Origin of the sequence: Xenorhabdus ishibashii (assembly GCF_002632755.1) — a bacterium.
Taxonomy (GTDB): Bacteria; Pseudomonadota; Gammaproteobacteria; order Enterobacterales; family Enterobacteriaceae; genus Xenorhabdus; species Xenorhabdus ishibashii.
Window position 1 is genome coordinate 693,824 of record NZ_NJAK01000001.1, and the last position, 14,751, is coordinate 708,574.

The following is a 14,751-nucleotide window of genomic DNA, read 5'->3' on the forward strand; positions in this document are numbered from 1 at the left end:
TATATGGTCGCAAACCGTATCAATTTAGTGCTTGCACAACCGGGGCGTCCATATATGGTATAAAGATCTCGGACACCTCAAAAGCCTGCCAATGTTATTAACATGACAATGAGGTATGATAATGAAATTAAAACCGACCAAACGCCATTATTCCGTTGAATTTAAGCTGGAAGCGGTTCAGCAGGTTGTTCCCCATCATCAACGGGTTATTGATATCGCCCGTTCACTGGCCGTTGATGCCAGTACCTTGAGAAAATGGATCCGCCAGTATAAGGCCGAAATACAGGGGGTAACGCCGGCCGGTAAAGCCTTAACGCCCGAACAACGCCAGATACAGGCGTTGGAAAAACAGGTCAGGCGTCTGGAAATGGAAAAAGAAATTTTAAAGCAGGCGGCCGTGTTGATGAGCGAGATACGCAGTGGTGCTATTCGTTGATCACACGGCTGAGTGCCCAATGGCCGGTCACGGAACTCTGTCAGGCACTTAAGGTGTCACGCAGCGCCTATTACGATTGGCGAGAACGTCCGGTCGATACAGAGCGTCTGCGGCTGCGCATCCGGACCCGTGAATTGTATAACCAAAGTCGGGGAGCCATCGGCAGCCGCTCCCTGAGCCACTTGCTGACCAATGAGGGCACCCCGGTTGGGCGCTGGCTGGCTCGCCGGCTCATGCAAGAATGCGGCCTGCAAAGTCGTCAGCAGGGGGCCCACCGTTATCGTCCACCGGGGAAAGAGCACGTGGCGTCGCCGGATTTTTTGCAGCAGCATTTTGCCCCGGCTAGCCCAAATACCCGGTGGTGCGGGGACATCACGTACATTCGTACGCAGGAAGGTTGGCGTTACCTCGCGGTGGTGATGGATTTATTTTCCCGCCGCGTGGTGGGCATGGCCATCTCTTCCTCACCGGATGCAGAGTTGGTCTGTCGGGCACAGAGTCATGGGTAAACAATGAGAAGGAAAATAAGTCTCATTAGATCATGTCATTTGCCCTCATTCAAGAGATACTAAAAAAGTATGCTCGCGCCCTGTTGAGAGACATAACCTGAATCTTCGTCAGCATTTGGCAAGGTTGACTCGTAAAACGTTATCTTTTTCAAAATCCGTGGAAATACATGACCGAGTCATTGGATGTTATCTGAACATTCATTATTATCAATAAATTGGAATCATGACCTATTTAAAGGAATACCCACTCGTTTACTTCGTTCATAACGGGTTGCACTTATTATGTGAATGCAAAATTTAAATTATTCATCCCCTAATTTTTTTTGTTTTTAGTTAATAAAATAAACCAGGTGACAATAAAAAGAAAATAAAGATATTATATAACAAACGGTAAAATGATTATCCAATATCCTTGGTATACAAAAATAGATATTATGGTACAGTTTAATCTTGTTAAGAATATGTAGTATTCTGATATAAAATATATAATAAGACAATATTTAAACTGAGATAACATAATGGTGGTTCAATTTATTGCTCGGTAATCAATCAAATAACGTGTTCTAATCAAGATTTTAATGTTAACTAATCGTTAACTTTAACACTTTAATAACTCATGTGGTTACCTTGGATGTTTTTATGAAGGATAAATAACTCTATTTTTAATAGTGAGGAACTGCATGTCCTGCAAAGATAAAAGCTGTTAATTGTAAATCACTCCTAATTAAATTGAATATACAGGTTTTAAAATTTGAAAATTGTTATTCAATTGACAAATAAACTTACAGGCTTTTTATCAAAAAAAGAAAGGCAATGCTTATTTATAGATGATTAATTATTTTTTAACATATTAGGAAGATCTATCATGTCAAGTTATAAAAATACAAACCTGAATGACAACCAATTTGTTATCATCCCCGATCCCGGTACAGAAACCGAACCCGGTGATATTTGGGGAGCAGGTGCTACAGAAAAAACTTATGAGGTTAATAAATTTGATCCCTCAACCGCAGACAGTGATTTAAGTTATACACCAGGACGAGTAGCTAAGAACTTATTTAATCACTATGAATCAGTTCCAGGTTTCGAAGTTTTCGGCTACTTATCTGACTGGGGAATTTATGATTCTCGCTATGGTAATGAGCCTGGTGATACCAATGTAGATTATAAAGAAGGCGGCCGTGGCACCGATATTATGCGACTACTGGACGAAGGCAGTTCCCTGCCTTACTTTGACCGTATTATAGTCGGATTCGCTGGTATCATTGGTGATGAAGGGCTGAAAGAAGAAACCATTAACCAAGCGGCTATCGATTTCAAAATTGCATCCGATAAAAGCGATCTTCCTAATCATAAAGGTGAAGCTACTTTTACCGATTATTGGGGTGACACCGGTGCCTACCTTAACTGCGGTTTCCCCGGCTGGAAAGAGACTGATTTTACACCAGAGAATGCACAGGGTGTATTAGGTGCACTAGTGAAATTACACAAAAAATATCCAGATATGCCGATTGGCCTAAGTCTGGGGGGCTGGTCAATGAGCCAAGCTTTCCATTTTATTGCGAAAGAGTCCGAGCTGCGCCAGTGTCTGGCTAAGTCACTGAAAAAAATCTTTGATCTCTTTCCCATGTTTACCGATTTGGATCTCGATTGGGAATATCCAAACTACAAGGGTGAAGAACACAATAGCTATGATGAGGAAGATCCAGAAAACTATGCCGAACTCATTAAAGAAATTCGTAAAGAATTGCCTGATATCACCATCAGTATCGCTACAATTGCTGTACCGGCAGGGCTAAAAGCTGCCAATATTCCGCTACTACTGGAAGCTGGAGTCGATAAACTTAATGTTATGACTTACGATTTCTTCGGAACACCTTGGGCTGAAAAATTAGGTCATCACACTGCGTTAAAATTTGATCCTGATGAAGAAACGCAGAACTCAATAGATAAAGCTGTCAATTACCTAGTGGATGAACTTAATGTCGAGCCGAAGAAAATTAATATCGGTTATGCTGGGTATACTCGAAACGCACAGCAAGCATCCATAGCCAGTATTTCCCCAATCTACGGCCGCTATACGCCGAGAGGCAATATTGCATTAGGAAGCTTCGAATCTGGTACCACCGAATGGCCGGATTTGTTACGTAATTACCTCGACAGTAATATGGATGGCATTAACGGCTTCACCGTATATACCGATGAAGTTGCCAAAGCCGAGTTCCTTTATAACCAAGAATCCCGCCTATTCATGTCACTGGATACCCCGTACAGCGTGAAAGAAAAAGCGAAATACGTCAAAGAAAAAGGACTTGGCGGCATGTTTATCTGGATGATTGACCACGATAACGGCCTGTTGACCAATGCCGCACGCGAAGGGCTCGGGGCGGCGACGGTCGGTACATCGCGCGTTGATATGGCTCCTTTGTGCCTGTCTGCAGCAGAAAAGACGAAAAACAAAACAAAGTAATCTCAATTTATCCTTATCAGACAATACCTTAAATTGCGTATTGGATTAATTACCCAACCCAACCAATGCGCGGCATTCACTGCTCAATAATTGGGCAGTGAATGCCGTGATTTATCTTAACGGGTGATAAAACATGAATACAACATCGACAGACGAGAAAACAGTAACGCCTCTGTTGGCATCCGCATTTATGCAGGCCCAGTCTTCCGTTCAACGACAGCAATCCATAGAGCAGAGCCATAATGAACTAAGTCGTTGGGGATATTTCTCGGTATTTGATATTGTCAAAGTCGGACCATCACGCTTCAGACGCCGCCACAAACATCATTTTAACGGTCAAGCAAAAACGCTCTATCAAAACGCGCTAAGCTACGCAACCCAACTGATTCACAGTGCCCGCGAACGGGGATTACGTGATGCCGAAACCCTGCGTATGGCCCGTGTTGCTTCTGGACAACCGGAACTACCCAACTATGCTGATCTTTTCCCTGAACCTTGGGACAATTTTTGTAAACCCGGTGCACTTGAAGCACTGAATTCCCCCATTGCTTATCTGCTGGAGTTATATCAGTTCGCTCGCCAGCTTGAACTGGATGCAACCGAAGGTGCGATTGCTTTTGCACAACGACGTCCAGATATTCCAGAACTGTTACTGGATCGCGATAACACGAATCAGGAACTTCCGGCGTTACAGATAGTCAATGAAATTCTCTCATTTATCGCCGCTGATTATATCGATCATCGTCAGGAAACAGGTAAACCCGTTAACCAAGTGCTGGGAGAAACGTATTACCCTTACACTCTGCCTTTCAGTCTCGCAACGCTACAGGTTACACTTGGCTTAGCCGATAAAAATACATCTCTGGCCAGAGTGATTCAGGCACTCCATCAGGAGCTACCCGATTTTTGCACGGAAGTACAACCTGGCGCCACCAACAGCGTAATACTGGCAGCGACTCAACTGAGTCAGGGGCAAATGGAGCTGCTCACCGAAAAGACGCCTTTTCCTGCTACCAGCCTGACACAACCAGACTTGGTTGCCCAACACCGAAGTGGTAGCACCACTGAAACCTTAACCGATATTGATCTTTCCCAGCATGGTTATATTGTTCCTCAGCAACAGGGGGCACAGGGCACAGAATCACTGACCCTAACGCCATTACCTGCATCACGGGAACCTTATAATGAAATTCATGTTGAATGCCAAAATAAAGACGGAAAATCAGCGACTATCACACTGCGGGGGCAGTCTGTTCTTACCTGTCAACGCGCTAAACGCCGATTACAACCATTCAGTGACAATCCGCCCTATCCGCGTCAACTTCAACTGAGTTGGCACGACGAAGACAACAAAGATGTCGATCTCTCTCTCGGTCCATGGTTCGGTGATCTGACCATTCAGGCACAAAAATGGGATGACAAACAATCTTTTCTGACCCTGAAATATCATCTGGTGTTATCTGACAAGGCATTATCTGCTGAACAACTTTACCCTCAAGCAGAAGATTTCTTCAGAAAGAACTATGGTTTGGAACTTAGTGAGCGTAACAGACTGCCGGAAATTCTGTTTCTTATTGACCGGATCAAGGGGCAGGCCGAAGAGATAGAACAAGCCATTGCCTGGGGCGATTTTAGTCCGGTTGTTTCCGCGAATATTAGCTTTACTAACCCGATATTTTCCAATAAACAAAGCACATTACGTTTTCCATTACCTTTCCAGATTGGTGCCAGTTACCTCAATGTCGGTCAGCCTGAAGCCGTTGGTATTGATGTCCAACGCCCCCGCAATCTGACTGCAACCACAAATCAGCGTTTTGATCGCCTACAACGGTTAATTCGCTTACAACGCTGGTTAGAAATACCGCATCATGATTTGGATTGGTTATTAACCTGCGCAATGCGGGCAGAAGGTGAAAATAACCTAACACTGGAGATAAATTTTAATACGTTGCGTGCATTAGGTTTATTCCGTCATCTCAACAATCGTTATAAATTGTCGACTCCTGCTTTCGCAACTGTCTTACATACACTCTCACCTTTTGCTGTCAGCGGAAATCCCGCTTTTTTGGATCAGGTATTCAATCAACCCAAACTCTTTGATGAACCTTTCTTTGTTGATAATCGTACTTTTGATTACAATACGACTCGTGGTAACGATGCACGAACGATTAAGCAACTGTGCGCCGGATTGAAAATCACTGTGGCCACCTTCCAATTGTTAGCTGAACAGGTAAACAGCGCCTTTAATCTGCCATCCGGCAAGCTAATGTGCTCGCTGCCTGTTATTTCGGCTCTTTATCGTCTGGTTACTGTTCCCCGGTTATTCAATTTAACCCCTGAACAGGGAATAATGCTGATGAACGCGTTAAGCGCCAGCGGGAAATTCTCATCTCATATTCTGGCTGGTGAACCCCGATTAAGCCTGTTGACACCGGATGGTTCAAGTACTACAGAAGTTGACTTACTGGATATTATTCTGCTTTTGGAAGAAGTTGCTGCTTGGCTGCAACAGAGCAAACTGAAACCGGAAGAATTCTGCCTGATGCTACAAAGTGTTATGTTGCCGGTGGTTGCAACTGACAACAGTGTGACATTCTTTGACAATCTGCTGCAAGGCATTCCCAAAACCTTACTTACCGAGGATAACTTCAACGCAGGGGACATCCCCAGACTCTCTGAGGGAGAAACCTGGTTTGACAAACTTTTTATGCTGGTAACTAGCAATGGACTCGTCAATGTTTATCCACTCCATTGGGGTCAGAGCGATGAAGATTATCTGAAATCAGTATTGACACCTATTGTTGAAAAAATCATTGACGATCCAGACAGTGTGGTTATCACCGTTTCCGCATTAACACAGGTCATTACTCAGGCGAAAACTGCGCAGGAAGATCTGGTTTCCACCAGCGTGACACGAGAATACGGCACTGGGCGCGATATCGTTCCTTGGTTATTACGCTGGATTGGTAGCAGTGTTCCCGATTTCTTGGACAAAATTTATGTACAAGGAGCAACCAGAGGCGGATATCTGCGCACGCCACGAGATATCAGCGATGAATTGCTGCGTATCACCTATCATCTGGCGATGAATGCCATGCTGATTAAGCAGTTAAGACTCAAAGCGCAAATCGTTTCATTACGTATCATCATGCCTGAATGGCTCGGATTACCGCCGATAGATGGCAGCCCGCTATCCGTGCATGAAATTTGGGCACTGAGCCGATTCCGTAACTGGGCAACCAGTTCATTGTTCAGCGAAGATGAGTTAATCGAGTATTTCGCTTTTGCCAATCAGCCGGAGCGCGACGTCCGTAATGATGAAGATTTTGATCGAGACTGCGCTGAAAAGCTTGCCGACATACTTGAGTGGGATGCCGATGAAATTGAGCTGGCAACCCAACATTTTGATCCTGCCCCAACGCGTGCCAGAAACATGACACAAATTGACTGGCTACGTCGTGTCATGGCGTTGTCGCGTCAGACTGGTTTGTCGGTGACACCATTGATGACAGCCGCAACGTTGCCGCCTTTCCCGCCCTATGACCAAATAACCCATATAGGTGAAGCGGTTATTGCGGCAACTCAGTACCCATCAGAGGAGTAAGGAACGATGAGTTCAGTTACCCAATCTATTGAAGAACGTTTATTGGAATCACAGCGCGATGCACTGTTGGATTTCTACCTTGGACAAGTCGTTGCCTATTCACCTGACATGACAAGTCTGCGCGATAAAATTAAGGATGTTGACGATGCCTGCGACTACCTCCTGCTGGATCTACTGACTTCCGCCAAGGTCAAAGCAACACGGCTTTCGCTTGCGACCAATTCATTGCAGCAATTTGTTAACCGTGTGTCACTGAATATTGAGCCCGGCTTGTTTATGACTGCTGAAGAGAGCGAAAATTGGCAGGAATTTGCTAACCGTTATAATTACTGGTCTGCGGATCGTTTATTGCGGACTTACCCAGAAAGCTATCTGGAACCGCTGTTACGCCTTAATAAAACAGAATTCTTTTTCCAACTAGAAGGTGCCCTTAATCAGGGAAAAATTACCGAAGATTCCGTACAACAAGCTGTACTGGGCTATCTGAATAATTTCGAAGATGTCAGTAACCTGAAAGTTATCGCCGGCTATGAAGATGGTGTTAACATCAAACACGATAAGTTTTTCTTTGTCGGGCGCACCCGTACACAGCCATACCAATATTACTGGCGTTCATTGAATCTTTCTATCCGCCATCCTGATACCGATGCGTTATCCCCCAATGCCTGGAGTGAGTGGAAACCTATTGATCTGCCGTTGGGCAGCGTAGACCCCAATTTGATACGCCCCATTTTTCTGAATAATCGCCTGTATATTGCCTGGACAGAAGTTGAAGAACAGTCTGAAAAAAAAGATACGACGGCGTTATTACTGCATAACCAAAATACTGAGTCTCGTTATACTCCTACCGCAAGTGATTGGGTTCCCCCCAAACCGTTTCTGACCCGAATCAAAATTGCTTATGCTAAATATGATGGCAGCTGGAGTACACCAACCATTTTGCGCGAAGATAATCTGCAATACCGGATGGCTCAGATGGTTGCCGTGATGGATATACAGCAGGACCCGCATAACCCGTTATTGGCTCTTGTCCCCTTTGTCCGTCTTCAGGGAACGGATGATAACGGTGATTATGATTTTGACGAAGCCTTTGGTTATGTCTGCGACACGCTGTTGGTAGAAATTACCGATCTGCCGGACGATGAGTATGATGATGGGCGAAAAGGAAAATATGTCGGCAATTTGGTCTGGTATTACTCACGTGAACACAAGGATGCAGAAGGCCATCCTATTGATTACCGTACCATGGTACTCTATCCGGCAACCCGGGAAGAGCGTTTTCCTATTGCTGGGGAAGCCAAACAGGAAGGGAATCCTGATTTCGGCAAGGACAGTATCAAACTGATTGTCAATTTTGTTCATGGTACTGATGACACACTGGAGGTCGTCGCTCAGTCTGATTTTAATTTTGGTGCTATAAAAGATCATCAATTTTACGACGCTTCTTTCCGTCTGATGCACGATGATACTGTATTGGATGAGCAACTACTGGTATTGGATGAAAAAGTACCTGATTTAATGTATCCGTCAATAAAACTGGGGGCGGATAACCGAATCACACTGAAAGCCGAACTCCTCTTTAAATCCAAAAGTGGCATCACTGATGAAAGAGCTACCTGCACTCAAGAGTTCAAAATCGGTATGCATATTCGCGAACTGATTAAGCTCAATGAACAGGATCAGGTGCAATTTCTTTCTTTCCCTGCAGAAGAAAATGGTAACGCGCCACAAAACATTCGTCTTAACACGTTGTTCGCAAAAAAACTGATCGCCATTGCCAGTCAGGGGATCCCACAGGTACTGAGCTGGAATACACAGATTATTACAGAACAACCCATGCCTGATTCATTCCCTACGCCAATTGACTTAAATGGCGCAAACGGGATCTATTTCTGGGAACTGTTTTTCCATATGCCATTCCTAGTCGCATGGCGACTGAATATAGAACAGCGATTAAAAGAGGCCACCGAATGGCTACACTATATTTTTAATCCTCTGGAAGATGAACTTGTTCAGGCCAGTAGTCAGGGAAAACCGCGTTACTGGAATTCACGGCCGATAATTGACCGCCCACCGACCGTGTATCGTATGTTAATTGAGCCAACCGATCCGGACGCCATTGCTGCCAGTGAACCCATTCACTACCGGAAGGCAATATTCCGTTTCTATGTGAAAAATCTGTTAGATCAAGGGGACATGGAATACCGTAAGCTAACATCCAGTGCACGTATTGTGGCCCGGCAAATTTATGACTCCGTCAGTATGTTACTGGGCACCAGCCCCGATATTTTGCTCGCGGCAAACTGGCAACCCCGTACGCTACAGGATGTGGCTCAGCATGAAAGCAATGAAGCACGGACACAGGAGTTAATATTCGCTGTCAATAGCGTGCCACTTCTGCCAGTGGTATACGATACATCCGTCTCTGCCACACCGTCTGATCTATTTATCAAACCTGTTGATACGGAATATCTCAAACTGTGGCAAATGTTGGATCAGCGTCTATACAATCTACGCCATAATCTGACGTTGGATGGTAAAGAGTTTCCGGCCGGATTATACGATGAGCCGATCAGCCCACAAGATCTGCTCAAGCAGCGTTACCAACGTGTCGTGACTAATCGTATGGCGGGTATGAAACGCCGGGCAATCCCGAATTATCGTTTCACCCCAATTATGAACCGGGCAAAAGAGGCGGTAGAAACACTGATCCAGTACGGCGCTACCCTACTCAGTTTGCTGGAGAAAAAAGACAATACTGACTTTGAACACTTCCGTATGCAGCAACAACTGGGACTGTACAGTTTTACCCGTAATCTGCAACAGCAAGCGATTGATATGCAACAGGCTTCACTGGATGCGCTGACCATCAGCCGACGTGCTGCTCAGGAGCGCCAGCAACACTATAAATCACTCTATGATGAAAATATCTCCACCACCGAGCAGGAAGTTATCGCATTACAATCAAGTGCTGCTAATGGTGTGATAGCGGCTCAGTCAGCCGCCACTGCAGCCGCTGTAGCGGATATGGTTCCCAATATTTTCGGTCTTGCCGTCGGGGGGATGGTTTTTGGCGGCATGCTGCGAGCAATCGGTGAAGGTATACGCATTGATGTTGAAAGTAAAAATGCCAAAGCCACCAGCCTGAGCGTGTCAGAAAATTACCGACGCCGCCAGCAAGAATGGGAACTGCAATACAAACAGGCTGAGATCAACATCGAGGAGATCAATGCACAGATTGATGTTCAGCAACGCCAACTGAATATCAGCACAACTCAACTGGCACAACTAGATGCTCAGCATGAGCAGGATCAAGTTCTGCTGGAGTACTATTCAAACCGTTTCACCAATGATGCGTTATACACGTGGATGATCAGCCAAATCTCCGGGCTTTACCTGCAAGCCTATGATGCGGTTAACTCCCTCTGTTTACTGGCTGAAGCTTCCTGTCAGTACGAAACAGGCCAGTATGATATGAATTTCGTCCAAGGTGGTCTCTGGAACGATCTTTATCAGGGGCTGATGGTCGGAGAGCATCTGAAATTAGCCTTACAACGGATGGATCAGGCGTATTTACAACATAACACCAGACGCTTGGAGATAGTAAAAACCGTATCGGTAAAATCATTACTAACATCATCACAATGGGAAATTGGCAAGAGCACGGGTTCATTCACCTTCTTACTAGGTGCCGACATGTTTCTGCGCGATTATCCGACTCACGCTGATCGGCGCATAAAAACGGTAGCGCTATCATTGCCTGCATTGCTGGGACCTTATGAAGATGTACGGGCTTCACTGATACAACTCAGCAATATGCTTAACAGCACCGCCGACTTAAAAACTGTCGATTATCTGCTTAACCCCTTGGAACACACCAAACCAAAGGATGTCTTGTTGAACGTACAGGCCAATCAAAGTGTGGTGATCTCAACGGCCATGGAAGACAGCGGCATGTTCAGGCTCAATTTTGATGATGAACTGTTCCTGCCTTTTGAAGGAACAGGCGCCATTTCACAATGGAAGCTGGAATTTGGCTCCGATCAGGATCAACTGCTGGAGTCGCTGAGCGATATTATCCTCCATCTGCGTTATACCGCGCGCGATGTGAGTGGTGGAAGCAGTGAGTTCAGCCAGCAGGTTCGCAGCCGTCTGAATAAACATCAATTAAAACAAGACAATTCTAACTGATATCAGGAGCTGGCTCCGGAATATAACGGGGCCGGAAGTGAAATTATGTCTCAAAATGTTTATCGATACCCGTCAATTAAAACGATGTCTGATGCTAACAGCGAAGTAGGCGAATCTCTGGTTGCCTGGCAAAATCAATCTGGTGGTCAAACCTGGTATGTCATTTACGATAATGCAGTCTTTAAAAACATCGGCTGGGTTGAACGCTGGCATATCCCAGACCGCAATGTTTCATCTGATTTACCGGTCTATGAGAATGCCTGGCGATATGTCCGTGATGCGACACCGGAAGAAATTACTGATCACGGAAACCCGAATACGTCTACCGTACCGCCGGGAGAAAAAAACGAAATATTACAGTGCGATGAGCTCACAGAAGAAACGTATCAGAAAGTAGGATATGAACCTGACGGCAGAGGAACTCCTCTGAGTTACTCCTCGGCGCGTGTTGCCAAGTCCATGTACAATGAATATGAAGTTGATCCAGAAAACACCGAACCACTACCTAAAGTCTCGGCTTATATTACCGACTGGTGCCAGTATGATGCGCGCTTGTCGCCGGAAACACAGGGTAACACTGCACTGACCAGCGACGATGCCCCCGGTCGTGGTTTTGATTTGGAAAAAATCCCGCCTACCGCCTACGACCGCTTGATTTTCAGTTTTATGGCCGTCAACGGTGATAAAGGCAAGTTATCCGAACGGATTAATGAGGTCGTTGACGGTTGGAACCGACAAGCAGAAGCCAGCAGCGGTCAGATTGCTCCTATTACGCTCGGCCATATTGTACCGGTCGATCCTTATGGTGATTTAGGTACCACACGCAATGTCGGTCTGGATGCTGATCAGCGCCGTGATGCCGGCCCGAAGAATTTCTTACAATATTATAATCAGGATGCAGCCTCCGGTTTGCTGGGGGGATTACGTAATCTGAAAGAGCGTGCAAAGCAGGCAGGGCACAAGCTGGAACTCGCATTCAGTATCGGTGGCTGGAGTATGTCAGGGTATTTCTCTGAGATGACCAAAAATCCCGATCAACGTACTACATTCGTGAATAGCATCGTCGATTTCTTCCAGCGTTTTCCCATGTTTACTGCGGTGGATATCGACTGGGAATACCCCGGAGCTTCAGGTGAAGAAGGCAATGAATTCGACCCGGAAAATGATGGCCCAAACTATGTTTTATTAGTGAAAGAGCTACGTGAAGCACTGGACATAACCTTTGGAACCCGGGCACGTAAAGAAATCACGATAGCCTGTAGTGCCGTCGTTGCCAAAATGGAGAAATCCAGCTTCAAAGAAATTTATCCTTATTTAGACAATATCTTTGTGATGACTTACGACTTCTTTGGTACCGGCTGGGCGGAATATATCGGTCATCATACTAACCTGTATCCACCCAAATATGAATATGACGGCGATACCCCTCCTCCACCTAATCCTGATCGAGAGATGGATTACTCGGCAGATGAAGCGATTCGTTTCTTATTATCACAAGGTATAAAACCGGAACAAATTCACCTCGGTTTTGCTAACTACGGGCGTTCATGTCGGAGCGCTGATCTGGCAACACGCCGCTATAACAGAACAGGAGATCCACTGGGTACCATGGAAAAAGGTGCACCGGAATTCTTCTGTCTGTTGAATAACCAATACGATGCGGAATATGAAATTTCACGCGGGAAAAATCAGTTTGAACTGGTGACAGACACGGAAACCGACGCTGACGCACTCTTTAACGCTGACGGTGGTCACTGGATTTCACTGGATACGCCCCGCACTGTGCTGCATAAGGGAATTTATGCAGCCAAAATGAAATTGGGTGGGATCTTCTCTTGGTCAGGTGATCAGGATAATGGTCTGTTGGCAAATGCCGCTCACGAAGGCTTGGGTTACTTACCTGTCCCCGGAAAAGAGAAAATTGATATGGGACCTTTATATAACAGAGGACGCCTCATTCAACTTCCTAAGGTAACCCGTCGTAAGTGAAATTTTCCGGTGGCCTCATAGAGGTCACCGTATCGCGGTAATATTCAAATGTTGTGGAAGAGCAATCTGGAGCTTTTTATGCAAAATCCCGAACAACCGCTCTCAATAAATCAGCCTATCCATCCCAAAGACGGTGCTATCCAAGGTATGGCAACCCTGACCTTACCTCTGAAAGTGGCTTCCGGCAACCGTGCCGCGCCTGCACTTACCCGCTATCAGCCGCGTATTGTGTCTGATTTTAACCGGCTGGAATATTAGTAGTGAGAATCTGATTAGAGAAGCCAACATGGAGCTTTATATGCAAAATAGTCAAGATATTACGATAGCAACACCAGCACTACCTAAAGGCGGTGGCGCTATTCAGGGAATGGGTGAATCTCTTACTACTGGTGGTTCCAATGGAATGATGACGTTATCACTGCCACTACCCATTTCCAGCGGGCGCGGCACAGCACCTGCGCTGTCCCTCACCTACAACAGCGGCAGCGGCAATGGCGCTTTTGGCATGGGGTGGCAGTCTGCTCCCATGGCTGTCAGCCTGAGGACTGCACAGGGCGTGCCCCATTATGAGGGCAACGATACCTTTTTATGCCCGATGGGTGAGGTGATGAATGTTGCCCCAAATGAACAGGGCGAGCCAGATATCCGTACCACAAACCAATTGCAGGGCGTCACGTTAGGTGAGAGCTGGCAGGTGACCCGTTATCAGCCCCGTCTCGTTCAGGATTTCAGCCGGCTGGAATACTGGCAGCCGGAACAGGGTAATACGCAAAAACCTTTTTGGATAATGTTCAGTCCCAATGGTCAAGTGCATCTCTTTGGCAAAAACGCCCACGCCCGGGTGGCTAATCCGGCTGATGATAACAAGATCGCCCAGTGGCTACTCGAAGAAACTGTGACACCCACCGGCGAACATATTTACTACCAATACCGTGCCGAAGATGACGCAGGCTGCGATGAACATGAAAAAGAACAACACCCGTTATCCGGTGCACAACGCTACTTGATGCAGGTTCACTACGGTAATATCACGCCACAGGCAAGCCTGTTTGCCCTGAATAACACACTGCCCGCCAATGACCAATGGCTGTTCCATCTGGTGTTTGATTACGGCGAACGGGCAGGCTCGCTGTATGAGGTGCCTGCATTTCAGGCACCATCTGGAAACTGGCCTGTTCGCCCCGATTGTTTCTCCCGTTTTGAATACGGCTTTGAAATCCGTACCCGCCGTTTGTGCCAACAGGTACTGATGTTCCATCGCCTGAATGCGCTGGCAGGTAAAAATGAGGCCGGCGAAGTACCTGCATTAGTCTCACGTCTGATGCTGAGTTACGATCCCAGCCACAATATCAGTATTCTGGTTTCTGCCCGTCAGGTAGCGCACGAGAATGACGGAACACCCGTCACCCTGCCGCCGCTGGAGCTGGATTATCAACGGCTGGATACGGCGTCGTTGCCGGCCTGGCAGCCCATGCCGCAGTTGGACAAATTAAATCACCTACAGTCTTATCAGTTCGTGGACCTGTATGGCGAAGGCATACCGGGCATCCTT

Annotated in this window: 7 protein-coding genes and 2 pseudogenes; all 9 read left to right on the forward strand. The window is 46.2% G+C overall.

Features of this window, described 5'->3' with window-relative positions:
- Positions 1-121: 121 nt before the first annotated feature.
- Entirely contained in the window at positions 122-436 is a 315-nt protein-coding gene (locus tag Xish_RS03345; protein ID WP_167383209.1) for a transposase, read from the forward strand.
- Positions 433-945 carry an IS3 family transposase gene (locus tag Xish_RS03350; protein ID WP_099116708.1) on the forward strand — a complete coding sequence of 171 codons (513 nt, stop codon included), beginning with the start codon at positions 433-435 and terminating at the stop codon, positions 943-945. The genes Xish_RS03345 and Xish_RS03350 overlap by 4 nt, the downstream gene beginning before the upstream one ends.
- A 22-nt stretch (positions 946-967) precedes the next feature.
- Positions 968-1,159 (forward strand): annotated as a pseudogene (locus Xish_RS03355) (IS1 family transposase); the annotation flags it as partial.
- A 651-nt stretch (positions 1,160-1,810) separates the two neighbouring features.
- A complete protein-coding gene (locus Xish_RS03360; protein ID WP_099116709.1) occupies positions 1,811-3,415 on the forward strand; it encodes a glycosyl hydrolase family 18 protein in 1,605 nt (534 codons plus the stop codon).
- 133 nt (positions 3,416-3,548) lie between these two features.
- Positions 3,549-7,019: a Tc toxin subunit A gene (locus Xish_RS03365; protein ID WP_099116710.1), complete on the forward strand. Its 3,471-nt coding sequence runs from the start codon at positions 3,549-3,551 to the stop codon at positions 7,017-7,019.
- A gap of 6 nt (positions 7,020-7,025) precedes the next feature.
- A complete protein-coding gene (locus Xish_RS03370) occupies positions 7,026-11,210 on the forward strand; it encodes a Tc toxin subunit A-related protein (protein WP_099116711.1) in 4,185 nt (1,394 codons plus the stop codon).
- Positions 11,211-11,255: 45 nt separating this feature from the next.
- A complete protein-coding gene (locus tag Xish_RS03375; protein WP_099116712.1) occupies positions 11,256-13,199 on the forward strand; it encodes a glycoside hydrolase family 18 protein in 1,944 nt (647 codons plus the stop codon).
- Positions 13,200-13,277: 78 nt separating this feature from the next.
- Positions 13,278-13,457, forward strand: a complete 180-nt coding sequence (locus Xish_RS03380; protein ID WP_099116713.1) for a hypothetical protein — start codon at positions 13,278-13,280, stop codon at positions 13,455-13,457.
- Between the two features lie 145 nt (positions 13,458-13,602).
- A pseudogene (locus tag Xish_RS19295) lies at positions 13,603-14,451 on the forward strand (SpvB/TcaC N-terminal domain-containing protein); the annotation flags it as partial.
- Positions 14,452-14,751 lie beyond the last annotated feature (300 nt).